Genomic DNA, 23,510 nt, shown 5'->3' with positions numbered 1-23,510 from the left:
GTGTCGGTAAGAGTCTATGCCGCTCACACTCCCCGGCTGACGGAGCTCATGTTGAAGTCCGGCACGCGCAGCGGGGGCATCGCCGCTCGGGTGAACCAGTCCGACCACTCGCGTGGCAGCGTGCGCTCGCTGCGGCCGGCCTCGGTGGCCCTCGACAGCAGGTCGACCGGCGACTCGTTGAACCGGAAGTTGTTCACCGAGCCCGTGACCTCGCCGTTCTCCACCAGGTAGACACCGTCCCGGGTCAACCCGGTCAGCAGCAGCGTCGCCGGATCGACCTCGCGGATGTACCACAGACAGGTCAGCAGCAGGGCCGGGCCGGAGTGACCACTGGCGGCGACCATCTCCTCCAGCGAGGCGGTGCCGCCCGCCTCCAGGATCAGGTTGTCGATCCCCGGCGCCACCGGCAGGCCCGTCAGCCCCGCCGAGTGCCGGGTGGTCAGCAGGCGCCGCAGCTCGCCGTCGCGCATCCAGTCGGTGGCCTCCAGCGGCAGTCCGTTGTCGAAGACCGAGGCGTCGTCGCCGGAGGAGTGCGCGATCACGAACGGCGCCGCCTCCAGGCCGGGCGCGTTCGGGTCGCTGCGCAGCGTCAACGGCAGCTCCGACAGCCGCTCGCCGACCCGCGTGCCACCGCCCGGCCTGCTGAACACCGTGCGTCCCTCGGCGGCGTCGCGTCCGGTGGACGACCACATCTGGTAGATCAGCAGGTCCGCCACGGCGCTCGGCGGCAGCAGCGTCTCGTAGCGCCCCGCCGGCAGCTCCACCTGACGCTTGGCCCACTCCAGTCGCTGCGCCAGCTCGGCGTCCAGCGCCCGCGGGTCGACGTCCCGGAAGTCGCGGGTCGCCCGCCCCGCCCACGCCGACCGGGCGCGGTCCGGGGACTTGGCGTTGACCTCCAGCGTGCCGGTGGGCTGGTCGTGGCGGAGCCGCAGCCCGGTGGAGGTGCCCAGGTAGGTGGAGACCATGTGGTGGTTGGCGAAGCCGTACAGCTCGCGGCCCTCCGCACGGGCCCGCGCGAAGGCCTCGCCCAGTGCCGGGGCGAAGGCGGCGAAGACCGACGAGGAGGTCTCGGCCGGAGCCTCGGTGAAGTCGGAGGAGGCGGGCACGCCCTCCACCAGAGGCCGGGCGTCCTCGGCGGGACCGGCACTCCGCGCAGCCTCCTCCGCCGCCCGCACCAGCGGCTCGATGTCCGCGTCGGTGACGGCCGAACGGGAGACCACCCCCGACGCCGTCCCCTCGGAACCGTCGACGGTGGCGATGACGGTGAGGGTACGGCCGCGGGTGACGCCGTTGGTCGTCAGGGCGTTGCCCGCCCACCGCAGGTTGGCGGTGGACTCCTCGTCGGCGATCACCACACAGCCGTCGGCCCGCGACAGCTCCAACGCGCGCTCGACGACCTCATGAGGGGCGGGAGAAGCCGAAAATGCTGGAAAAGCGGTCATCGACCTGCCTCCTGGGCGGTGTTGAGGATGTTGACGCCGCGGAAGAGCGCGGAGGGACAGCCGTGCGAGACGGCGGCGACCTGGCCCGGCTGGGCCTTGCCGCAGTTGAACGCGCCACCGAGTACGTACGTCTGCGGCCCGCCGACGGCCTCCATCGAGCCCCAGAAGTCGGTGGTGGTCGCCTGGTAGGCCACGTCGCGCAGTTGCCCGGCGAGCCGTCCGTTCTCGATCCGGAAGAAGCGCTGCCCGGTGAACTGGAAGTTGTAGCGCTGCATGTCGATGGACCACGAGCGATCCCCGACCACGTAGATGCCCCGCTCCACCCGCGAGATCAGCTCCTCGGTGTCCGGCCCGTCCGGAGCCGGTCGGAGCGAGACGTTCGCCATGCGCTGCACGGGAACGTGGGAGGGGGAGTCGGCGTAGGCGCAGCCGTTGGAGCGGCCCAGCCCGGTCAGCTTCGCGATCCGCCGGTCGAGCTGGTAGCCGACCAGGACGCCGTCCTTGACCAGGTCCCAGGACTGGGCCGCCACGCCCTCGTCGTCGTAGCCGATCGTCGCCAGCCCGTGCTCGGCGGTGCGGTCGCCGGTGACGTTCATGACCGGCGAGCCGTACCTCAGCGTGCCCAGCTTGTCGAAGGTGGCGAAGGAGGTGCCCGCGTACGCCGCCTCGTACCCCAGGGCCCGGTCCAGTTCGGTGGCGTGACCGATGGACTCGTGGATGGTCAGCCACAGGTTGGACGGGTCGATCACCAGGTCGTAGTTCCCCGGCTCGACGCTCGGCGCGCGCATCTTCTCCGCCAGCAGCTCCGGGATGCGCTCCAGCTCGCCCGCCCAGTCCCAGCCGGTGCCCGTCAGGTACTCCCAGCCCCGTCCGACCGGGGGCGCCAGGGTGCGCATCGAGTCGAACTCGCCGGAGTCGGCGACCGACACGGCCGTCAGCTCCGGGTGCAGCCGCACCCGCTGCTGGGTGGTGACGGTGCCGGCGGTGTCCGCGTAGAACTTGTTCTCCTGGACGGTCAGCAGCGAGGCGTCCACGTGCGACACCCCGTCGGCGGCCAGCAGCCGGCGGCTCCACTCCGTCAGCAGCCCCGTCTTCTCCGCGTCCGGCACGTCGAACGGGTTGATCTCGTACGACGAGACCCACGTCCGCTCGCCGTGCACCGGCTCGTCCGCCAACTCCACCCGTTCGTCGGCCCCGGCCGCCTCGAGCACCTTCGCCGACAGCCGCGCCATCTCCACGGCCTGCTCCGCGACCCGGGCCGCGGCCTCGGGCGTCAAGTCCACCCCGGAGGCGAACCCCCACGCCCCGCCGTGCACCACCCGGACCGCGAACCCGGCGTCGGTGACGTCCGAGGACCCGGCCGGCCGTGCGTCCCGCAGCCGCCACGAGGCGCCGCGGATCCGTTCCAGACGGAAGTCCGCGTGCTCGACCCCCAGCTCCCGGGCTCGGGCGAGCGCCGCGTCGGCCAACGCGCGCAGCGGCAGCGCGAGGAAGGACTCATCGATCTCGTGCACCACGGACGCTCCTCCTTGTCGATGCGTGATCGCAGTCAACCATGCCCCGGCGACAGGGCGTGGCGCGTTTTCCACAGGCGATCCCGCGGCCCTGCCTACCCTGTGGGGAACATCGGGAACACACGGGAGGGGCACGATGGAAGACGAGAACCGGAGGGCCTTCCCCTGGCCCTGGCTGCTGCCGTCCCTGGTCCTCCTGGTGGTGCTGACGGCCTGGGGCGTCGGGGTCTATCCGCACCTGCCGGAGAGGGTGCCGCAGCACATGGGGCCGGACGGCGTCGACGCGTGGACGGAGAAGTCCGTCGGCGCGGTCTTCCTCCCCGTCTTCCTCCACGCCGGGATCACCGCGCTGATGGCCGCCGTCGTGGCGGCGCTGCTGCGCATGCGCCCCACCAACGAGCTCACCCCCCACGAGCGGACGTTCTCCCTGGTCAACCGGCCCTCCACCCGTGCCTCGGCGCTGCGGACGGCCAAGGCCACGCTCCTGCTCGGCTTCTGCGTCGGAGTGTCGATCGCCGTGGCCTGCGCGGTGATGTGGCGCACCGAACCGGAACCGGACGTGTCCGCCTGGCTGTCCGCCGCCGTCCTCGCCCCGATCGTCGTGGGCATGGTCCCCGTCCTCGTCGCGGCCGTCCGGGACCGGAGGGAACGGGCCCGGTGAGGACGGCCGGTGAGGGCGACGGGTGAGGACGGCGGGGCGAGGCGGACGGGCGGGGCCGGCGGAGTGAGCCGGGAGCACCGGTGTGTTTCCGGGCGGCACCGGGGTACTCACGGCCGGGTCGGCCGCCGTGCACAGGCCCGACGCGAAGGAGGCACGGACATGAGCGACTACTCCGGCCCCTACGGCACGGACCACGACCCGTCCGAGATGGTGCGGTCCCGTGCGAGGAAGAAGGAACGGGAACAGCGCGCCGAGGACACGGGCGAGGACGCCCGGACCCGGTCGCCGAAGCGGGAGAGCCGCCCCGGTGACGAGGGGGAAGGCGAGGAGACCGGCGAGTAGACCGGCGTCCGCCGCCCCCGGCCCCGCCCGGGGGCGGCGAGGGACGTCCCGTCCCGCCGCCCCGGGCGCTTCGGCGTGGCGGGAGGGAACGGCGGGCGGCCGTGCGAATCCCGAGCAGGGGGCCGTACACCCGTGCCGCGACCGGCGCTCGCGCGGGCTTTTCTGTAGGAACCCCACAGCACCCCGTCGAAGCCCCTGTCGGCCCCCCGTTCCCCGGAGAGACGGGACGGGCGATAGTTTCTCAGGGAGTACCTGATCCCTACGGAAGGGTGTCCCCTTGAGCCGCTCGGTTCTCGTCACCGGAGGCAACCGCGGCATTGGCCTCGCCATCGCCCGTGCTTTCGCCGACGCAGGCGACAAGGTCGCCGTCACCTACCGCTCCGGCGAGCCACCGGAGGGCTTCCTCGCGGTCAGGTGCGACATCACCGACCCGGAACAGGTGGAGCAGGCCTACAAGGAGATCGAGGAGCGGCAGGGTCCGGTCGAGGTGCTGGTCGCCAACGCCGGCGTCAACCGCGACCAGTTGCTGCTGCGCATGTCCGAGGAGGACTTCACCTCCGTACTGGAGACCAACCTCACGGGCACGTTCCGGGTCGTCAAGCGCGCCTGCCGGGGCATGCTCCGCGCCCGCAAGGGGCGCATCGTGCTGATCTCCTCCGTGGTCGGCCTGCTGGGCTCGGCGGGGCAGGCCAACTACGCCGCCTCCAAGGCCGGACTGGTGGGATTCGCCCGCTCGATTGCCCGGGAACTGGGCTCCCGCGACATCACGTGCAACGTGGTCGCGCCGGGCTTCGTGGACACCGACATGACACGCGCGCTCACCGACGAGCAGCGCGAGAAGATCGTCGGTCAGGTCCCGCTGGGCCGTTACGCCCGGCCCGAGGAGATCGCCTCCTCGGTGCGTTTCCTGGCCTCGGAGGAGGCCGCGTACATCACCGGAGCCGTCATTCCCGTGGACGGCGGATTGGGTATGGGTCACTGAACGTCATGAGTGGACTTCTCGCCGGAAAGCGCATCCTCGTCACGGGGGTGATCACCGACTCCTCGATCGCCTTCCACGTCGCCAGGCTCGCCCAGGAGGAGGGCGCCGAGGTCGTCCTCACCGGCTTCGGCCGGCTGACGCTGGTGCAGCGGATCGCCAAGCGGCTCCCCAAGGAGGCGCCGGTGATCGAGCTGGACGTGCAGAACAAGGAGCACCTCGACACCCTGGCCGACCGGGTCGCCGAGCACCTCGGCGAGGGCGTCGGGCTGGACGGCGTGGTGCACTCCATCGGTTTCGCGCCGCAGGACGCGCTCGGCGGCAACTTCCTCAACACCGAGTGGGAGTCGGTCGCCACGGCGGTGGAGGTATCGGCGTACTCGCTGAAGTCCCTGACCATGGCGGTGCTGCCGTTGCTGGAGAAGCGCGGCGGCTCGGTGGTCGGCATGGACTTCGACGCGCAGATGGCCTGGCCCAAGTACGACTGGATGGGCGTGGCCAAGGCCGCCCTGGAGTCCACCTCCCGCTACCTGGCCCGGGATCTGGGGCCCAGGAACATCCGCTGCAACCTGGTGTCGGCCGGGCCGATCAAGTCCATGGCCGCCAGGTCCATTCCGGGCTTCGAGGAGCTGACGGACGTGTGGGACTCCCGCGCCCCGATCGGCTGGGACCTCACCGACCCCGAGCCCGCCGCGCGCGGTGTGGTCGCCCTGCTCTCGGACTGGTTCCCGAAGACGACGGGCGAGATCGTGCACGTGGACGGCGGCGTCCACATGATGGGCGCGTGAGGCCCCGCGCCGGCACGCCGTGACTTCCGGGGGCGGTCTACCGCCCCCGGAAGCGGTTCACGCCCCGACGGGCGTCACATCACGTCCTTGCAGTAGGGCACGGTGCCGGTGTTGGCGACGTAGCGGGCCGCCACCCAGGTGGGGCGGTCGCGCAACAGGTACCAGACGGTGTTCCCGTCGATGTCCTGGGCGCGGACCTTGCACCTCAGCCCGGCCTGTTCCCGGTAGGGGAGAAGCCCTCGGGACGAGGAGTCGGTGCTGGGGAACTGGCGCTGGTAGATCCCGTCGGTGCTGACGACGGTTCCGTACGGCCGGGTGGGCTGGGCCTGGGCCGGGGCGGCGACGGACGAGGCGCAGACCAGGAGCGCGACCGCCGTTCCGGCCGCCGCGGCGGCGGGCCGCCGGGGCTGGGCGGGGGGCATACGGGTTCTCCTCTCGCGAGGCGGGCAGGGCAGCAGCGGCCGTCCCACCCGCCGAACCCGGGCAAACCCCCGCGTCCGCCACTCGCGCGCGTCCGGGCATCCGATCGGCGGCCCGTCCTTCCGGCCGCTCCTCCGGCCGTTCCGCGGGCCCGCTCCCGCCTCGGGCCCGGCCCACGCTCAGTCGGGGCCCGCGGCGCGCTCCCCGCCACGGCTCCGGGGGCCGCGGCAGGTCCGTGCGTACGAGCCGGCCTCCCGCGCCGCCGCCTCCGCGTCGCCGTCGCGGATGGCGTCCACCAGCCGGCCGTGGTCCAGGTACTCCTCGGAACGCAGCTCCCCGCCCATGTCGTCGCGGAGGAAGGTGCGCAGGACGGTGCCGAGGTCCGCGTAGAGCGCGGTGAGCACCTCGTTGTGGGAGGCCCGGACGATCGCCAGGTGCAGCGTGACGTCGGCCTCCGCGAAGCGTTCCACCTCGCCCGTCTCCCAGGCCGCCTCGCGCCGCTCCAACAGGGTCCGCAGTTGGCGCAGGTCCTGGTCGGTGCGGCGGTGCGCGGCCAGTCGGGCGGCCTCCGCCTCCAGCGCCGAGCGCAGTTCGGCCACGTCGCGCGGATCGGCGTCGGCGAAGCGGCGGTGCATCACCCCGGCCAGTTCGCTGGTGGCCGCCACGTAGGTGCCCGACCCCTGGCGGATGTCCAGCAGTCCGTTGTGGGCGAGGGCCCGGACGGCCTCCCGCACGGTGTTGCGGGCCACTCCGAGCTGTTCGACCAGCTCGGGTTCGGTGGGGATGCGGGAGCCCACCGGCCACTCGCCGGAGGTGATCTGGTCGCGCAGGGCGTCGATCACCTGGTCGGCCAGGGCGGAGCGTCGGGGCGAGGTCAGGGGCATGGCACTTCCCGGGAGGGCGGGCGCGTGGACGTGCGCATGAAAAGGCCTCGATTCATCCGATGATTCTATGATGGTGGTCATGGCCCACGACCCCGCGACCGTCGACCACCGAGCGGACGGAAGGACTCCGACCAGCGTAGAGACCCGCTCCGCCGCGCGGGCGGGTACGCGCACCTCTCCCTGGCCGAGGCGGCTGCTGGTCGTCGGGATCGTCCTGGCGGCGCTCAACCTCCGTCCCGCCATCACCGGACTCGGACCCCTCCTGGAAGAGGTCCGCGACGGGTTGGGGATGAGCGGCACCGTCGCCGGGCTGCTCACCTCCGCGCCCGCCCTGTGCTTCGCCGTCTTCGGCAGCGCCGCCCCCCGCCTGGCCCGCCGCTTCGGCCCGGCCGCCGTGGTGCTCGCCGGGATGGCCGCCGTCACCGCCGGTCTGGCGCTGCGCCCCCTCGCGGGCGGCACCGGAACGTTCCTGGCCGCCAGCGTGGTGGCGCTGGCGGGCATCGCGGTGAGCAACGTGCTGATGCCCGTGGTGGTCAAGCGGTGGTTCCCGGACCGGATCGGCCCGATGACCGGCCTGTACTCCATGGCCCTCTCCCTGGGCACGGCCGCCGCCGCGGCCCTCACCGTCCCGGCGGCCCGGGCGATGGGCGACGACTGGCGGCTGGGCCTGGGGTTGTCGGCGCTGCCGGCCGCGCTCGCGGCGGTGGTCTGGCTGCCGGTCGTGCGGGGCCTCCGCGCCGCCGAGCCCGCCCCGAGCGCCGCTTCGACCACCGCCGCGACCGACCGCGCCGCCGAGGCCCCGAGCACCGGCGGCGTGGCGGCGGACGGCTCGGCGGCGGACGGCTCGGGCACGGCCGGTCGGACGTCCTCCCTCCGCATCACCCGTTCGCCCACCGCCTGGGCGCTCGGCGTCTTCTTCGGCTTCCAGGCCACGGCGGCCTACATCACCATGGGCTGGCTCCCGCAGATCTTCCGCGACGCCGGAGTCCCCGCCTCCACCGCCGGGCTGCTGCTCGCGGTCACCATGGGCCTGGGCATACCCCTGTCCTTCGCCCTGCCGCGGATCGCCGCGCGACTGCGCCACCAGGGGCCGCTCGCCGCCGGCCTGGCCGTGTGCGGGCTCGGCGGATACGCCGGCCTCTGGTTCGCTCCGGCGGAGGGCGCCTGGGCCTGGACGCTGCTGCTGGGCATCTCCAACTGCGCCTTCCCTCTGGTCCTCACCCTGATCGGCATGCGGGCGCGCACCGGCTCCGGGGTCGCCGGGCTCTCCGCCTTCGCACAGGGCACCGGCTACCTGATCTCCATCCCCGGCCCGCTGTTGGTCGGCACCCTCCACCAGCACACCGGGGGGTGGCACGCGCCCCTGGCCCTGATGGCGGTCCTGATGGTCGCCCAGCTCTGCGCGGGCCTGGTGGCGGGCCGGGACCGATGCGTCGAGGACGAGCTCCGGATGCGACACTGAACGCATGCCAGTGCTGGAACCCAATCCCCCCAACGGACAGAAGAAGCTGCTCACCGTCCTCGGCGCGATGCTCGGCGTGACGGTCGTCATCGCCGTCATCGCGATCGCCATCGCCCCGTAGCGGCCCACGACGGACCCGTGCCCCCTCCCACGGGGCCCCGGCCGGCACGTCGACGGCACCGGAGCGTGGTGGGGTTTCCCCCCGCATCCCCTAGGGGGTGCGGCTCAGGGGGCAATGGGTGGATCACCGGATGGGCCCGCCGTCCCACGGCACGTAGCGTCTTGGACGAACGACCGAGCGCCGCACGACACCACGGAGGCGAGCCCGATGACGGCCCACGCACCCGGCAGGACCGAACGCCGACAGGCGGCCCGCGTGGCGACGCGGCTGCCGTGGTGGGCCGTGACACTGCCCGTGGTCGCCTTCGTCGTGCTGCTGACCCTGACCGGCGGTGGCGAGGCCGAGGCGGCCGAGCCGCCGCAGTACCTCGTCCGGCTGCTGGAGTACCTCGAACGACTCCTGTGACGGCGCCGCGAGGACGGACCGCGGGGAATTTCACGGGCACCGGTGACCAGGAGGTCACCCGGTGGGGGAGGGCCCTCAACTCCCCGCGCCCCGCGCCGCCATTCGTGCGAAGCTGGACCCATGAGCGTCGATGTGCCCCGCAGGATCGTCATCCTCCGACACGCCAAAGCCGACTGGCCGCCCCAGGTGGCCGATCACGACAGGCCGCTCGCGGAGCGAGGTCGCAAGGACGCCCCGGTCGCGGGCCGCTGGCTCGCCGCGAGCGGCATCGTCCCCGAACTCACCCTCTGCTCCACCGCCGACCGCACCCGCGAAACGTGGAAGCTGGTCGCCCACGAACTGCCGCGGCGACCGAGGACGGTGTACGAGGAGCGGCTCTACGAGGCCGTGCTCGGGCAGTTGATCGAGGTGATCAACGAGGTGTCGGACGACGTCCGGGACCTGATGCTCGTCGGCCACAACCCCGGCATGCACGCGCTGGCCGACGCCCTGGCGGGCGAGGCCGAGGGGGACGCCAGGACGCGCCTGGACCGCATCGGCTTCCCGACCTCCGCCATAGCGGTGGTCTCCTTCACCGGCTCCTGGAAGTCCGTCGAGCACGGGGTCGGCCGTCTGGAGGCCCACTGGGCGCCGCACGAGTGACGTGCCCACGGGCGCCGCGCCCCGGGCGGGCGCGGCGCCCGTGACCGAGGCGCTCACGCATGGGCGGCGTCGGCCGCCTCGACCTCCTCGCGCGTGATGCCCAGCAGGTACAGCACGGTGTCCAGGAACGGCACGTTCACCGCGGTGTGCGCCGCCTCCCGCACCATCGGCTTGGCGTTGAACGCCACCCCCAGCCCCGCGGTGTTGAGCATGTCCAGGTCGTTGGCGCCGTCGCCGATCGCCACGGTCTGGGCCAGCGGAACCCCGGCCTCGGCCGCGAAGCGGCGCAGCAGCCTCGCCTTGCCCGCCCGGTCCACGACCTCCCCGACGACCCGGCCGGTCAACCGGCCGTCGACGATCTCCAGGGTGTTGGCCGAGGCGAAGTCCAACCCCAGACGCTCTTTGAGGTCGTCGGTGACCTGCGTGAACCCACCCGAGACCACCCCCACCTGGTAGCCCAGGCGCTTGAGGGTGCGGATGAGGGTACGGGCGCCCGGCGTGAGCCGGACCTCGGAGCGCACCTTGTCGACCACCGACTCGTCCAGCCCCTCCAGCAGCGCCACCCGCGCGTGCAGCGACTGCTCGAAGTCCAACTCGCCGCGCATCGCCGCGGCCGTCACCTCGGCGACCTCCTCCTCGCAGCCCGCGTGCGCCGCGAACAGTTCGATCACCTCGTCCTGGATGAGCGTGGAGTCCACGTCCATCACCACCAGGCGCTGCGCGCGGCGGTGCAGCCCGGAGGCGACGACGGCGATGTCCACGCCCAAGACCGCCGACTGGGGGGCCAGCGCGGTCCGCAACTCCTCGGTCTTCGCCCCCGAGACGGCGAACTCCACGGCCGTGACCGGGTACTTCGCCAACCGGAAGATCCGGTCGATGTTGCCGCCGACACCGGTTATCCGGGCGGTGACGGAGGCGGTCGCCTCGGCGGTCAGCGGGTTGCCCAGCACGGTGACGTGCGAGCGGCCGGTGCCGCGCGGCCGGTTGTCGCCCCTGCCGGAGATGATCTCGGCCTGGAGCCGCATCGACTCCGCCCAGGTGTGCACCGTCGCCCGCAGCCTTCCCTCGGCGCCGCTTCCGTTCGGCGTCGTGACCAGGGCGCACAGGGTGATCCGACCCCGGGTGACGACCTGTTCGATGTCGACGACGTCGACCGAGTAGGCGGCCAGGGTCTCGAAGAGGCCCGCGGTGATGCCGGGCCGGTCCTTGCCGAAGATCTTCACCAGGAGAGTGGGCGTGCCCTCGCCGACGGGGGCGGAGACGGGCGACGGGGTCTGCGAAGCGCTCATGATGATCCCCACGGTATCGAGCACCGATGCGGTTCCGTACGCACGTCCGTACCCCGGACAGCCCGCGGAGGCCCCCGATCGGCCCGTCCGCGTGTGGCGTCCGGGCCGACGGCGCGCGCGGACGCACGTCGTTCGTGCCGGTCCCCACGGTCGGTGCGGACGTGCGTGGGGGCCACCGCCACCGGTACCCGTTTCCCCGGGGATTCCCCCCACCGGCGACGACCCGGCGACGACGCGGACCGTAGCGGTTCGGCAACCATCCGCCGGGGGCGACTTTCTGTCGGGCGCGGGAGCCTGGAATAGTTCCTCCACGATGTTCGCCATCCCTAGACCTCCTGGCGCACAGGGGGGAGCTCGGGGGACAACTTTGTGGGGCATGGAGTGCCGGAACTCGTACTGGAACTGAACGGACGGACCTGGGCGCTCGACCCGTCCAGGTCCTACGCCCTGGGGCGCGATCCCCAGGGCGACATCGTGGTCGACGACGCCAGGGTCTCCTGGCGACACGCCGTGCTGCGCTGGGGGGGAAACACCTGGGTCATCGAGGACCAGGGCAGCACCAACGGCACGTACGCACAGGGCCGGCGCGTCCAGCGACTGGAGCTCGGCGCGGGCTCGGCCGTCCACCTGGGCAACGCCGTCGACGGACCGCGGCTGAACTTCTCCGACCCGGCCGCGGGCGCCCCCGCCGGCGCCCACCACGCCCAGGCCGCGATGGCCGCGCCCCAGGCGCCCGCACAGCAGCAGCCGGCGGGCCCGCCCCTCCATGGCGACCCCGCCTGGGGTGGGCAGCAGCAGACCCCGCGGCAGGGGGCGCCCCAGCAGCCCGCGCCCCAGCAGCCCGTGCCGCAGCAGTACGCGCCGCGACCCGCCCAGGGCGGCGTCCCACCGCAGGGCGGCGCGCCCCTCCACGGCGACCACCGCAGCCCGACCACGTTCCACCAGTTCTCGCTGGGCCGTGTGATGCGGATCGGTCGCGCGCTGGAGAACGAACTGGTCGTCTCCGACCTCCAGGTGTCCCGGCACCACGCGGAATTCCGGTCCACCCCCGACGGCCGCTTCGAGATCCGCGACCTCGGCAGTCACAACGGCACCTACGTCAACGGTCAGCCGCTGCCCAAGTCGGGCTCGGCGTTCATCGGCCCCGACGACATCGTCGGCATCGGCCACTCGACCTTCCGCGTCGTCGGCGACCGACTCGAGGAGTTCGTCGACACCGGCGAGGTCACCTTCTCCGCCCGCCACCTGACGGTCAAGGTCGACGGCGGCAAGGTGATCCTCAACGACGTCACCTTCGGTGTTCCGGAGAAGTCCCTGGTCGCGGTCATCGGCCCGTCCGGCTCCGGCAAGTCCACGCTGCTGCGCGCGCTCACCGGTTACCGACCGGCCGACATCGGCGAGGTCCTCTACGACAACCGGAACCTCTACAAGCAGTTCGCCGAGCTGCGCCAGCGCATCGCCCTGGTCCCGCAGGACGACATCCTCCACAAGGAACTGACCATCCGCACCGCCCTGCGCTACGCCGCCAAGCTGCGCTTCCCCGGCGACGTAGCGGAGGCCGAGCGCAACGCGCGGATCGAGGAGGTGCTGGCCGAGCTCAAGCTCGACATCCACGCCGACAAGAAGATCACCTCCCTCTCCGGCGGCCAGCGCAAGCGCGTCTCGGTCGCGCTGGAACTGCTCACCAAGCCGTCGCTGATCTTCCTGGACGAGCCGACCTCCGGCCTCGACCCGGGCATGGACCGCGACGTGATGAAGCTGCTGCGCGAACTCGCCAACGACGGCCGCACCGTGCTGGTGGTCACCCACTCGGTGGCCGAGCTCGCCCTGTGCGACAGGGTCCTGGTGATGGCCCCGGGGGGCGGCGTGGCCTACTTCGGCCCGCCGGAGGAGGCCCTCAACTTCTTCGGCTACGAGAGCTGGGCGGACGTCTTCTCCGCCTTCGAGAACTACCGCGACTACGACTGGATGGGCCGCTGGCGCGGCTCCCGGCACTACCAGCTCTACGCGGCCGAGATCGACGCGGCCGCGCCGCAGACGCAGCAGTTCGCCCCGCCACCCGTCAGGCAGCCCAAACCGCAGAGCTGGGGCTCGCAACTGTGGACGCTGACCCGGCGCTACACGTCGGTCATCGCGTCCGACAAGGGCTTCCTGGCGCTGATGGTGATCCTGCCGGTGATCCTGGGCGTGGTCAGCGCCGTGGTGCCCAACGAACACGGACTCACACGCCCCCCCGAGGGCTACAACCAACTCGCGGGCGCGATCCTGATGATCCTCGCGGTCGGCATGTGCCTGTCCGGCGCGGCCAACTCCGTACGCGAACTGGTCAAGGAACGTGTGATCTACGAGCGCGAACGGGCGACCGGCCTGTCGAGATCCGCGTACCTGATGTCCAAGGTGATCGTCCTGGGGGTGATCACCGCCTTCCAGGGCGTGATCCTGTGCGCCATCGGCCTCTCGGTGCGCGAACTGCCCGACGAGGGCCTGTTCCTGCCCACGGCCGTCGAGCTGTGTGTCGGGATCATCGCGTTCGGCCTCACCTCGATGATGGTCGGCCTGGTGATCTCCTCGCTGGTGAAGACCTCCGAGATGACCATGCCCCTGCTGGTGGGCTTCGCGATCGTCCAGTTGGTCTTCACCGGCGTGCTCTTCCAGATCTTCGACTCGCCCGGCATCGAGCAGGTCGCCTGGCTGATGCCCGCGCGCTGGGCGATGGGCGTACTGGGCGCCACCGCCGACCTGTCGCACACCATGGCCCCCTGGGACCGGGAGGACCCCACCAACCTCGATCCGCTGTGGGAGCACAGCGCCGGCGTGTGGGCGATGGACATGGCGATCCTGCTCGCGCTCGGCGTCGTCTGCGGCATCGCCGTGGCCCGTCTGCTGCGCCGCCACGAGCCGGAGGTCATGCGGAAGTGACCAAGGGTCCGGGCCCGGACAGCCGAGCCCGGACGACCGCACACCGTGCACACCGCGAGGGCGGCACCCCGGTTCGGGGGGTGCCGCCCTCGCGGTGTGCACGCGTCCGGCGGGTTCCACGACCGCGGTCCTACGACCCGCGCCCGGCGCGGAGGGGACGGCGGGCCGATCCGGCCCGCGCGCCCCGGCGGTACCGTGGGCGGCATGGTCCCCAGAACCGGGCTGGCGGCCGTCAGCGCCGCCCTGCTCGCCATGAACCGCCGGCTGGAGGTGCGCGACGTCCTTCGGACGATCGTCGCCTCCGCCCGCGAACTCCTCGGCGCCGAGTACGCCGCGCTCGGCGTCCCCGACGACCACGGGGGCTTCGCGCAGTTCGTGGTGGACGGGGTCGACGACGAGCAGTGGAAGGCGATCGGTCCGCTGCCCCGCCAGCACGGCATCCTCGCCGCGATGCTGCGCGACGCCTCCCCGCAGCGGCTCGCCGACGTCCGCCGGGACCCGCGTTTCGAGGGCTGGCCCGACGCCCACCCGGAACTGGCCGACTTCCTCGGCATGCCGATCGCCGACGGCGAGGAGGTGCTCGGCGCGCTCTTCCTCGCCAACAAGCGCGGCCCCGCCGACGGGCGGTGCGAGCGCCCGGAGGGCGGCTGCGGCTTCACCGAGGAGGACGAGGAGCTGCTCCGCCTCCTCGCCGAACACGCCGCCATAGCCCTCACCAACGCCCGGCTCTACGAACGCAGCCGCGAACTGACCATCGCCGGGGAACGCGCCCGCATCGCCCACGAACTGCACGACGCCGTCTCGCAGAAGCTGTTCTCCCTGCGGCTCACCGTCCAGGCCGCCACCGCCCTGGTCGACCGCGACCCCGGCCGCGCCAAGGAGGAGCTGCGCCAGGTGGCGAGGCTGGCCGCCGAGGCCGCCGACGAACTGCGGGCCGCCGTCGTCGAACTGCGTCCCGCCGCCCTCGACGAGGACGGTCTCGTCGCCGCCCTGCGCACCCAGGTACAGGTCCTGGACAGGGCGCACGGCGCGTCCGTCACCTTCGACTGCGAGGGGGTGCGGGCGCTGCCCGCCGCCCAGGAGGAGGCGATGCTGAGAGTGGCGCAGGAGGCACTGCACAACGCCCTGCGGCACTCCGGGGCGGAGCGCGTCACGGTGACCCTCGCCCGCCGCGGCGCCGCCACCGTGCTGCGGGTGACCGACGACGGCCGCGGGTTCGACCCCGCCACGGTGCGCCGCGCCGGCCGTCGCCTGGGCCTGGTGTCGATGCGCGACCGGGCGAACGGGGTCGGCGGAACCCTGACGGTGGAGTCGGAGCCCGGCAAGGGCACCGTGGTCGAGATGGAGGTGCCCGGTGGCTGACGGGCGTACCGGAGAGATCGCCGGAGAGACGACCGAAGGGACCACCGGAGCGATCAGAGTCCTGCTGGTGGACGACCACCAGGTCGTCCGCCGGGGCCTGCGCACGTTCCTGGAGGTCCAGGACGACATCGAGGTGGTCGGCGAGGCCGCCGACGGCGCCGAGGGCGTGGCACGCGCCGAGGAACTGCGGCCCGACGTCGTCCTCATGGACGTGAAGATGCCCGGCACCGGAGGCATCGAGGCGCTGCGCACGCTGCGCGAGGCGCGGAACCCCGCACGGGTGCTGGTCGTCACCAGCTTCACCGAGCGGCGCACCGTCGTCCCCGCCCTGCGCGCCGGCGCCGCCGGCTACGTCTACAAGGACATCGACCCCGACGCGCTGGCCGCGGCCATCCGCTCCGTCCACGCCGGACACGTCCTGCTGCAGCCGGAGGTCGCCCAGGCCCTGCTCGCCCAGGAGGAGACCGGCGGCGGACCGGGCCGCGGCGCCGCCCTGACCGAACGGGAGAGGGAGGTGCTCGCGCTGATCGCCGACGGACGCTCGAACCGGGAGATCGCACGGCACCTGGTGCTCTCCGAGAAGACCGTCAAGACGCACGTGTCCAACATCCTGATGAAGCTGGACCTCGCCGACCGCACCCAGGCCGCGCTGTGGGCGGTCAGGCACGGCGTGACCGGCTGACACCGGACGACCGCGCGTCGGGAGGCCGGCTCAGCGCCGCTCGCGCTCCTCCACGTACGCGTTGTACGCCGCGACCCTCGCCCGCCGAGCCGTCCGCTCCACCGGCCGCAGCACCCCGGCCCGCGCCGCCATCGCCCCCGCGCTCACCGCGCCGCCGTGCTCCGGCCCGTACGCGATGTCCACCAGGGCGCCCACCCGCTGCGCCAACTCCAGGACCCGCACCGCGCGCGGCGGGTAGCCCGGCGCCAGCAGCCGGCGACCCGCCTCCGCCCGCGCCCGGTACGCCTCCAGTGCCGCGCTCGCCACCGGCCCGGACCCGGCCACGTCCAGCCGCGTCAGCGCCTCGGTCGCCTCGCGCATCGCCTCCGCCAACTCCCGCTCGGCCTCGCCCAGCGACGGCACGTCCGCGGGCGGCGCCTCGCGCACCGGCAGACAGCGCCACACCACCTCGGAGTGCACGTCCCCCTCCGGACCGACCTCGGTCACCTCCGGCACCAGCCCCAGCGCCGCGCCCACGGCGACCACCGCCTCACCGGCGTCCAGGGCCCGGGCGTTGAACTCCGGCGGTCCGCTCAGCCCCAGCGGGTGCCCCGGCACGGGCAGCGCCAACCGCAGCCCCCGCACGCCCAGGGAGCGCAGTCGGCCGAGCGCGAAGGTGAGGCCGACCTCCCCGGACTCGCCCGGCAGGTCGGCCACCCGGTGGACGGTGTCGCCGCCCACGACGCGCGACGCGGCGTCGTCCGGAGGGACCACTCCGGCGAACAGGGCATTTCCCCAGGCGGTCAGCCGCCCGGAACGTGGTTCGTCGAGCATGCCCCCAGCCTAAGGACAGCGACGCGGCGCTCGTGGCGTAGGTTTTCCCTGGGGACTGTGCCCACAGGCACAGACGACAGCAGCGACTGCAATGGGAGACAACGCGCCATGAGCGATGTACTGGAGCTGGTGGACGTATCCGTGGTCCGCGAGGGTCGGGCTCTGGTGGAAGACGTCTCCTGGTCCGTCAAGGAGGGCGAGCGCTGGGTGATCCTCGGTCCCAACGGAGCCGGCAAGACCACCCTTCTCAACATCGCGTCCAGTTACCTCTACCCGTCCTCCGGCACCGCCACCATCCTGGGCGAGAGGCTCGGCAAGGTCGACGTCTTCGAACTGCGCCCCCGCATCGGCATGACGAGCAGCGCGCTCGCCGAGAAGCTGCCGCGCGGCCAGACCGTGCTCCAGACGGTCCTCACCGCCGCCTACGGCATGACCGCCGGGTGGCACGAGCACTACGACCCCGTCGACGAGCAGCGCGCCCTCGCCTTCCTCGACCGCCTCGGGATGAACACCCACCTCGACCGCAAGTTCGGCACCCTCTCCGAGGGCGAGCGCAAGCGCACCCAGATCGCCCGCGCGATGATGACCGACCCCGAACTGCTCCTGCTGGACGAGCCCGCCGCGGGGCTCGACCTCGGCGGTCGCGAGGACCTGGTGCGCCGGCTGGGCCGACTCGCCCGGGACCCGTACGCCCCCTCGATGATCATGGTGACCCACCACGTCGAGGAGATCCCCCCGGGCTTCACCCACGTGCTGATGATCCGTCAGGGAAAGGTGCTGACCGCCGGACCGGTCGAAACCGAGCTGACCTCCGCCAACCTCTCGCGCTGTTTCGGGCTCCCCCTGATCGTGGAGCACAACGGCGGACGCTGGACGGCTCAGGGTCTCCCGCTCGGGTGACCCGCGCCCTACCATGGCGGTGTGGACGCATGGGTGTGGTGGCTGATCGCCGCCGTAGGGCTCGGAATCCCCCTCGTGCTGACCGCCCTGCCCGAATTCGGCATGCTCGCGGTGGGCGCCATCGCGGGGGCGGTCGTCGCGGGGCTGGGCGGGGGAGCAGTGGCGCAGGTGGCCGTCTTCGCGGTGGTCTCCACCGCGCTGATCCTGGTCGTCCGCCCCATCGCCAGACGCATGCAGACCCAGCGTCCGGAACTGCGGAGCGGTGTCGACGCCCTGACGGGGCGTCAGGCGACGGTCCTCGAGAAGGTGGACGCCAACGGGGGACGGATCAAGCTCGCCGGCGAGGTCTGGTCCGCGCGTGCCCTCGACACGGGCGCGACCTACGAGCCGGGCACTCAGGTGGACGTGGTGGAGATCGACGGGGCGACCGCCGTCGTGATGTGATAGCGGGTAACCGCACGGTCACACCGTCATCCCGTCATCGCAGTCAGCGTGAAATCCATAGAACGCAGGGGGAGCCACGATGGACGCCATCATCATCGTGCTGATCATCCTGGTGGTGCTGGTATTCATCGCACTCATCAAGACGATCCAGGTCATTCCGCAGGCCAGCGCCGCGATCGTGGAGCGCTTCGGCCGTTACACACGGACGCTGAACGCGGGCCTCAACATCGTCGTCCCGTTCATCGACACCATCCGCAACCGCATCGACCTCCGTGAGCAGGTCGTCCCCTTCCCGCCGCAACCGGTGATCACCCAGGACAACCTGGTGGTGAACATCGACACGGTGATCTACTACCAGGTCACCGACGCGCGGGCCGCGACGTACGAGGTCGCCAGCTACATCCAGGCCATCGAACAGCTCACCGTCACCACGCTGCGCAACATCATCGGCGGCATGGACCTGGAGCGCACCCTGACCTCCCGCGAGGAGATCAACGCCGCGCTGCGCGGCGTCCTGGACGAGGCCACCGGCAAGTGGGGCATCCGCGTCAACCGCGTCGAGCTCAAGGCGATCGAGCCGCCGACCTCCATCCAGGACTCCATGGAGAAGCAGATGCGCGCCGACCGCGACAAGCGCGCCGCGATCCTCCAGGCCGAGGGCGTCCGGCAGTCCCAGATCCTCACCGCCGAGGGCGAGAAGCAGTCCGCGATCCTGCGCGCCGAGGGCGAGGCCAAGGCCGCCGCGCTGCGCGCCGAGGGCGAGGCCCAGGCGATCCGCACGGTCTTCGAGTCCATCCACGCCGGCGACCCGGACCAGAAGCTGCTGGCCTACCAGTACCTCCAGATGCTCCCCAAGATCGCCGAGGGCGACGCCAACAAGCTGTGGATCGTGCCCAGCGAGATCGGCGACGCCCTCAAGGGGCTGGGCGGCGCGTTCGGCAACCTCGGCGGCGCCGTCGCCGCCCCCGGGGACGGTGGCGCCGGCCGATCCGACCTGACCAAGCGCCGGGAGCAGCCCCCGATCGACTGACCGACCGAGGCCCGGCGACGGGCCGACACACCTCCTGCGCGGATCCCGCACACCACCCCGACGCATGACGACAACGCCCCTCGGGCATGATCGGTGCCCTGGACACCGATCAGCCGAGGGGCGTTGGACGTGGACATCTGGGAGGCACTGGCGGTCTTCGCCGCCGGCATCGGCGCGGGCACCATCAACACGATCGTGGGCTCCGGAACCCTGATCACCTTCCCGGTGCTCCTCGCGATCGGCCTCTCCCCGGTCACCGCGAACGTCTCCAACGCCCTGGGCCTGGTGCCCGGCTCCGTCAGCGGCGCCATCGGCTACCGTCGCGAACTGCGCGGACAGCGCGACCGCGTCCTGCGGCTGAGCGGCGCGGCCTTCGTCGGGGCACTGGCCGGAGCGGCCCTGCTGATCACGCTGCCGTCCACGGCGTTCGACATGATCGTCCCGGTGCTCATCGCACTGGCCCTGGTACTCGTCATCGCCCAGCCACGCCTGTCCCGCGTGATCCAGCGGCGCCGCGAACGCACCGGGGAGTCCGGCCATCCCCACGGCGGCCCCGTCCTCCTCGGCGGCATGACCCTGTCCAGCGCGTACGGCGGCTACTTCGGCGCCGCCCAGGGCGTCATCTACCTCGCCCTGATGGGGCTGCTGGTCCCCGACGACCTCCAGCGCATCAACGCCGTCAAGAACGTCCTCGGCGCGATCGTCAACGGCACCGCCGCGCTCTTCTTCCTCTTCGTCGCCGACTTCGACTGGACCGCCGTCCTCCTCATCGCCGTCGGCTCGGCGGTGGGCGGCCAACTCGGCGCCCGTCTGGGACGCAGACTGCCCCCCACCGCCCTCCGCGCGGTCATCGTGGTCGTCGGCGTGGTGGCGATCCTCCAACTCTCCCTGGGCTGACCGCGCCGGAACGGCCGCTCAGCCCCGCTCAGTCCGGTCAGGGTCGACTCAGTCCGGCTCAGGCCGACGCGGACACCGCCGCGGGCACCGTCAACCAGTCCGGCAGCGACTCGCCGTCCCGCAGCCCCAGAGCGAGGACCAACGCGTCCGCCGGCGTCGGTTCGAACGGCTGGGTGAGCAGCCGCATCCCCGCCTGCGCGGGCGTGCGGTCCGCCTTGCGGTGATTGTCCTCCGCGCACGCCGCGACCGTGTTCAGCCAGGTGTCGCCCCCGCCGCGCGAACGCGGCACGATGTGGTCCACCGTGGTCGCCCGACGCCCGCAGTAGGCGCACCGGTGCCGGTCCCGCACGAGCACACCGCGCCGCGACCACGACGCCCGTTGTCGGAACGGAACCCGTACGTATCTGCGGAGTCTGATCACTTGCGGCACCGGCAATTCGACCCGTGCCGCCCGCACCCGCAGCCCGGGGTGCGACTGTTCGACGACGGCCTTGTCCTGCATCACCAACACCACCGCACGCCGCAGCGACACCGTCGACAGCGGCTCGAAACCGGCGTTGAGCACCAGCGTCTCGCGCATCTCACCCACCTCTGGACCGGGCCCCGCCCCCGCGGCGAGGTGGGACCACTGTGCCGTCGCACCGTGAGGTGGACAACGCAATTTCCCCATGTTGTACGGGAGATGCCCACAGACCTGCCACCAGGTGACGATCATGGGAAACGACCGTGTACGGCACGGACCGGAGGAGAAGGAGAAGGACGGGACGTCCCCGGAGGAGGCGACCGAAACGCCCAAAGGGCAGCCGACGCGGTCGTCCGACTCCGTCGGATTCCGGCGGGCGACGCGGACGGATGAGCGCCCCGCCGCCCCCGCCACTGCGGTGCCGGCTGCCCGGCGACCACTGTGCCCCTCGGGGACGACGGGGCGCAAAGCCTTTTCCCGCCGATGGGACGGCGGTGACGTCAGTCCTGCGCGGGCACCTCGTACACGCCGATCAACTGAGCCCGGGCCAGGGTGTGGAACCGCAGGTTGAAACCGACCACGGCGGGCGACGCGTCCGCGTCCACCCCCAGCTTCTCGGCGTCCACGGCGTACACCGTGAAGACGTAGCGGTGCGGACCGTCTCCGGGCGGCGGCGCGGCCCCGCCGAAGTCCCTGGTGCCGTAGTCGTTGCGCACGTGCACCGCGCCGGCGGGCAGACCCTTCATCTCGCCCGTGCCGGCGCCGGCGGGCAGCTCCGTCACGGTCGCCGGGATGTCGAACACCGACCAGTGCCAGAAGCCGCTGCCGGTCGGCGCGTCCGGGTCGAAGCAGGTGACGGCGAAGCTCTTCGTCTCCTCGGGGAACCCCTCCCACCGCAGGTGCGGAGAGGTGTTGCCCTCGGCGTGGACCTGGTCGGGCTTCAGCCGGGCGCCCTCGGACACGTCGTCACTGACGACCGTGAACGACGGCACCGGAGGATGGAAGTCGTGGGGGAGTGGGCGCCGCTTCTGCTCGGTCACGTCGGAACCTCCTCGGTAGCGCGACATCGATGCACCGACCAGCCTATCGATCTTCGCCCCTCCGACCGGACCCCGGGAAACGCCGTGGCGGCGCGCGTCGGGCATGCGCGCCGCCACGGCGAAACGATCGACGGAACGGGTCAGAACCAGTTCCGCTTCCCACCGACCTCGGCCAGCCACTGGTTGAGGTAGGCGGTCCAGTCCGTCTGCCCGAAGTTCGTCAGGTCCATGGTGAAGGAGCGGTAGGTGTCGCTGCCCTCGCTGAACAGGCCGGGCTTCTTGTCCATCTCCAGGACGACGTCCATCTCGCGCTCGTCCGCGACGAAGCTCAACTCGACCTGGTTGAGCCCGCGGTACTGCTGCGGGGCCAGGAACTCGATCTCCTGGTAGAAGGGCAGCTTCTGCCGCGTCCCGCGGATGTGCCCCTGCTCCATGTCCGCGCTCTTGAAGTGGAAGCCCAGGCCCGCGAACGCGTCGAGGATCGCCTGCTGGGCGGGGAGCGGGTGGACGTTCACCGGGTCAAGATCGCCGGAGTCGACGGCCTTCGCGATCGCCAGCTCCGTCCTCACCCCGATGTTCATCCCGGTCAGGTGGCGGCCCGCGAACATGGTGATCGGGGTCTCCCACGGCACCTCCAGACCGAACGGCACCGTGTGCACGGCCCCCGGCTGGAGTTCGAAGGCGCCGCCGAGCTGCATGCGGTGGAACTCGACGTCCCTGACGTGCTCCCCCTCGCCGCTCTCCACCTCGACTCTCGCCTGGAGGCCGACCGACAGCCCCTGGATCTCCTGGGCGACCGAGCCGCCCTGGATCCTCACCTCGCCCTGGACCACACCGCCCGGCACCACGTTCGGCTCGGTCAACACCGTCTCGACGGACGCGCCGCCGATGCCCACGCTCGCGAACAGCTTCTTGAAGCCCATGTTCTTCCTCCCCCAGGCCCTGGGCCTGTGTGTCGCGTCGGAATCTGTAAACGCCGACAGCCCGCCGGACGGTTCCACCGCTCGGGGCCGCCCGAAGTCACAACCCGGCGACTGCACTACGCTCGACGGGCGTGACCGCAGACCAAGACCGTATGCCTCTGCCGCGTGACTTCTTCCACCGCCCCGTCCTGGAGGTCGCCCCGGACCTGCTCGGGCGTGTCCTGGTCCGCATGACCGAGGACGGCCCCATCGAGCTGCGTCTGACCGAGGTCGAGGCGTACGCGGGACGGATCGATCCCGGATCGCACGCCTACCGAGGCCGCACCGAGCGCAACGCCGTGATGTTCGGTCCGCCCGGCCACGCGTACGTCTACTTCACCTACGGCATGTGGCACTGCCTCAACCTCGTCTGCGACGAGGAGGGCACCGCGAGCGGTGTGCTGCTGCGCGCGGGCGAGGTGGTGAAGGGCGTGGAGTCGGCGCGCAAGCGCCGCCCCAAGGCGCGCAACGACAGCGAACTGGCCAAGGGCCCCGCCCGTCTGGCAACGGCCCTGGGAGTGGACCGCGCCCTGAACGGCACCGATGTCTGCGGGGACGACCCACGGGCTCCCCTCCGCGTCCTCACAGGCACTCCGGCTCCGCCGCACCTGGTGCGCACCGGTCCACGCACGGGCGTGGGCGGTGAGGGAGCCACCCACCCCTGGCGTTACTGGATCGCCGACGACCCCTCGGTGAGCCCCTACAGAGCGCACCAGCCGCGGCGTCGGAAGACGGTGCTTGACGCCAGGGTGTCCGAGGTCTAGTGTTGACCGAGCCGCTGGAACGGGACGAGTTCCTCGTGGCGACCGGAAGGGTCGTACGAGAGAAGAGGCCCGGAGCGGACAACCACCAAACTGCGGATCCCCGAACGGGGCTCTTTCCGCTGTGCGGAAAGCCAGTCCGAAAGGCTCGATTATGAGCCGCCGGAAAGATCCGCTAAAGTGGTGAACACAGCGAAGGGAAGCGCCCGGAGGGGCCCCGAGGAGGGGTGTCGAAGGAAGCGTCCGTTCCTTGAGAACTCAACAGCGTGCCAAAAGTCAACGCCAGAC

At 72.0% G+C, this 23,510-nt stretch carries 25 protein-coding genes; 16 read left to right on the top strand and 9 right to left on the bottom strand.

Features of this window, described 5'->3' with window-relative positions; all coding sequences use genetic code 11:
• Positions 1-23: 23 nt before the first annotated feature.
• Both IF47_RS0121310 and IF47_RS0121305 read right to left on the bottom strand, forming a co-directional pair.
• Positions 24-1,442: a metallopeptidase TldD-related protein gene (locus IF47_RS0121310; protein WP_031510512.1), complete on the bottom strand. Its 1,419-nt coding sequence runs from the start codon at positions 1,440-1,442 to the stop codon at positions 24-26.
• Complete coding sequence (locus IF47_RS0121305) at positions 1,439-2,959, bottom strand: TldD/PmbA family protein (RefSeq protein WP_031510511.1); 1,521 nt, start codon at positions 2,957-2,959, stop codon at positions 1,439-1,441. The genes IF47_RS0121310 and IF47_RS0121305 overlap by 4 nt, the downstream gene beginning before the upstream one ends.
• A 133-nt stretch (positions 2,960-3,092) precedes the next feature.
• Between IF47_RS0121305 and IF47_RS0121300 the strand changes: the two genes are divergently transcribed.
• From IF47_RS0121300 to fabI, 4 genes are all read left to right on the top strand, one after another.
• The gene (locus IF47_RS0121300) at positions 3,093-3,617 is read left to right on the top strand and encodes a DUF1648 domain-containing protein (RefSeq protein WP_031510510.1); all 525 of its coding nucleotides are present in this window, start codon (positions 3,093-3,095) and stop codon (positions 3,615-3,617) included.
• Positions 3,618-3,776: 159 nt separating this feature from the next.
• Positions 3,777-3,959 carry a hypothetical protein gene (locus IF47_RS0121295; protein ID WP_031510509.1) on the top strand — a complete coding sequence of 61 codons (183 nt, stop codon included), beginning with the start codon at positions 3,777-3,779 and terminating at the stop codon, positions 3,957-3,959.
• A 277-nt stretch (positions 3,960-4,236) separates the two neighbouring features.
• Positions 4,237-4,941 carry a 3-oxoacyl-[acyl-carrier-protein] reductase gene (gene fabG / locus IF47_RS0121290; protein ID WP_031510508.1) on the top strand — a complete coding sequence of 235 codons (705 nt, stop codon included), beginning with the start codon at positions 4,237-4,239 and terminating at the stop codon, positions 4,939-4,941.
• A 5-nt stretch (positions 4,942-4,946) separates the two neighbouring features.
• Positions 4,947-5,726: an enoyl-ACP reductase FabI gene (fabI, locus tag IF47_RS0121285; protein ID WP_031510507.1), complete on the top strand. Its 780-nt coding sequence runs from the start codon at positions 4,947-4,949 to the stop codon at positions 5,724-5,726.
• A 74-nt stretch (positions 5,727-5,800) separates the two neighbouring features.
• On the opposite strand, the gene IF47_RS0121280 is transcribed toward fabI, so the two are convergent.
• Positions 5,801-6,148, bottom strand: a complete 348-nt coding sequence (locus IF47_RS0121280) for a hypothetical protein (RefSeq protein ID WP_031510506.1) — start codon at positions 6,146-6,148, stop codon at positions 5,801-5,803.
• Between the two features lie 177 nt (positions 6,149-6,325).
• On the bottom strand, positions 6,326-7,030 hold the full coding sequence (locus tag IF47_RS0121275) for a FadR/GntR family transcriptional regulator (RefSeq protein WP_031510505.1): 705 nt from the start codon (positions 7,028-7,030) through the stop codon (positions 6,326-6,328).
• A gap of 79 nt (positions 7,031-7,109) precedes the next feature.
• Here IF47_RS0121275 and IF47_RS0121270 point away from each other — a divergent pair, with 79 nt between their 5' ends.
• From IF47_RS0121270 to IF47_RS0121255, 4 genes are all read left to right on the top strand, one after another.
• Positions 7,110-8,492: a CynX/NimT family MFS transporter gene (locus tag IF47_RS0121270; RefSeq protein ID WP_051718032.1), complete on the top strand. Its 1,383-nt coding sequence runs from the start codon at positions 7,110-7,112 to the stop codon at positions 8,490-8,492.
• A 4-nt stretch (positions 8,493-8,496) separates the two neighbouring features.
• Positions 8,497-8,613: an SGM_5486 family transporter-associated protein gene (locus tag IF47_RS31950; protein WP_281179533.1), complete on the top strand. Its 117-nt coding sequence runs from the start codon at positions 8,497-8,499 to the stop codon at positions 8,611-8,613.
• A gap of 207 nt (positions 8,614-8,820) precedes the next feature.
• Positions 8,821-9,018, top strand: coding sequence for a hypothetical protein (locus IF47_RS0121260; RefSeq protein WP_031510503.1), 198 nt, complete (start codon positions 8,821-8,823; stop codon positions 9,016-9,018).
• Positions 9,019-9,138: 120 nt separating this feature from the next.
• The gene (locus IF47_RS0121255; RefSeq protein ID WP_031510502.1) at positions 9,139-9,660 is read left to right on the top strand and encodes a SixA phosphatase family protein; all 522 of its coding nucleotides are present in this window, start codon (positions 9,139-9,141) and stop codon (positions 9,658-9,660) included.
• Positions 9,661-9,713: 53 nt separating this feature from the next.
• Here the strand turns inward: IF47_RS0121255 and serB are convergent, their stop codons facing one another.
• Positions 9,714-10,949 (bottom strand): phosphoserine phosphatase SerB, encoded by a 1,236-nt coding sequence (serB, locus tag IF47_RS0121250; protein WP_031510501.1) that lies wholly within the window; start codon positions 10,947-10,949, stop codon positions 9,714-9,716.
• A 369-nt stretch (positions 10,950-11,318) separates the two neighbouring features.
• Between serB and IF47_RS0121245 the strand changes: the two genes are divergently transcribed.
• The 3 genes from IF47_RS0121245 (at position 11,319) to IF47_RS0121235 (ending at position 15,912) form a co-directional block, all read left to right on the top strand.
• Positions 11,319-13,868: an ABC transporter ATP-binding protein/permease gene (locus IF47_RS0121245; protein ID WP_031510500.1), complete on the top strand. Its 2,550-nt coding sequence runs from the start codon at positions 11,319-11,321 to the stop codon at positions 13,866-13,868.
• A 204-nt stretch (positions 13,869-14,072) separates the two neighbouring features.
• Positions 14,073-15,230, top strand: coding sequence for a GAF domain-containing sensor histidine kinase (locus tag IF47_RS0121240; protein WP_031510499.1), 1,158 nt, complete (start codon positions 14,073-14,075; stop codon positions 15,228-15,230).
• Positions 15,223-15,912: a response regulator gene (locus IF47_RS0121235; RefSeq protein ID WP_051718022.1), complete on the top strand. Its 690-nt coding sequence runs from the start codon at positions 15,223-15,225 to the stop codon at positions 15,910-15,912. Before IF47_RS0121240 ends, IF47_RS0121235 begins: the two co-directional genes overlap by 8 nt.
• Before the next feature lie 30 nt (positions 15,913-15,942).
• Here the strand turns inward: IF47_RS0121235 and IF47_RS0121230 are convergent, their stop codons facing one another.
• Positions 15,943-16,725: a hypothetical protein gene (locus IF47_RS0121230; RefSeq protein ID WP_031510497.1), complete on the bottom strand. Its 783-nt coding sequence runs from the start codon at positions 16,723-16,725 to the stop codon at positions 15,943-15,945.
• A gap of 108 nt (positions 16,726-16,833) precedes the next feature.
• Here IF47_RS0121230 and IF47_RS0121225 point away from each other — a divergent pair, with 108 nt between their 5' ends.
• The 4 genes from IF47_RS0121225 (at position 16,834) to IF47_RS0121210 (ending at position 19,996) form a co-directional block, all read left to right on the top strand.
• Positions 16,834-17,625, top strand: coding sequence for an ABC transporter ATP-binding protein (locus tag IF47_RS0121225; protein ID WP_031510496.1), 792 nt, complete (start codon positions 16,834-16,836; stop codon positions 17,623-17,625).
• A gap of 21 nt (positions 17,626-17,646) precedes the next feature.
• Complete coding sequence (locus tag IF47_RS0121220; protein ID WP_037733097.1) at positions 17,647-18,069, top strand: NfeD family protein; 423 nt, start codon at positions 17,647-17,649, stop codon at positions 18,067-18,069.
• A 79-nt stretch (positions 18,070-18,148) separates the two neighbouring features.
• On the top strand, positions 18,149-19,099 hold the full coding sequence (locus IF47_RS0121215) for an SPFH domain-containing protein (RefSeq protein ID WP_031510494.1): 951 nt from the start codon (positions 18,149-18,151) through the stop codon (positions 19,097-19,099).
• A gap of 129 nt (positions 19,100-19,228) precedes the next feature.
• Positions 19,229-19,996, top strand: a complete 768-nt coding sequence (locus IF47_RS0121210) for a sulfite exporter TauE/SafE family protein (protein ID WP_031510492.1) — start codon at positions 19,229-19,231, stop codon at positions 19,994-19,996.
• 58 nt (positions 19,997-20,054) lie between these two features.
• Here IF47_RS0121210 and IF47_RS0121205 read toward each other — a convergent pair whose 3' ends face one another.
• The 3 genes from IF47_RS0121205 to IF47_RS0121195 form a co-directional block, all read right to left on the bottom strand.
• Positions 20,055-20,576, bottom strand: a complete 522-nt coding sequence (locus tag IF47_RS0121205; protein WP_031510491.1) for an HNH endonuclease — start codon at positions 20,574-20,576, stop codon at positions 20,055-20,057.
• 383 nt (positions 20,577-20,959) lie between these two features.
• On the bottom strand, positions 20,960-21,499 hold the full coding sequence (locus IF47_RS0121200) for a YbhB/YbcL family Raf kinase inhibitor-like protein (protein WP_031510490.1): 540 nt from the start codon (positions 21,497-21,499) through the stop codon (positions 20,960-20,962).
• Positions 21,500-21,639: 140 nt separating this feature from the next.
• Positions 21,640-22,422 carry a sporulation protein gene (locus IF47_RS0121195; RefSeq protein ID WP_031510489.1) on the bottom strand — a complete coding sequence of 261 codons (783 nt, stop codon included), beginning with the start codon at positions 22,420-22,422 and terminating at the stop codon, positions 21,640-21,642.
• Between the two features lie 131 nt (positions 22,423-22,553).
• On the opposite strand from IF47_RS0121195, the gene IF47_RS0121190 reads away from it, so the two are divergent.
• Positions 22,554-23,225, top strand: coding sequence for a DNA-3-methyladenine glycosylase (locus tag IF47_RS0121190; RefSeq protein WP_031510488.1), 672 nt, complete (start codon positions 22,554-22,556; stop codon positions 23,223-23,225).
• Positions 23,226-23,510 lie beyond the last annotated feature (285 nt).

This window comes from Streptomyces megasporus (assembly GCF_000718985.1).
Classification (GTDB): domain Bacteria; phylum Actinomycetota; class Actinomycetes; order Streptomycetales; family Streptomycetaceae; genus Streptomyces; species Streptomyces megasporus.
The sequence above is the reverse complement of the archived record's forward strand: the minus strand, read 5'-3'. Positions and strand labels throughout refer to the sequence as shown.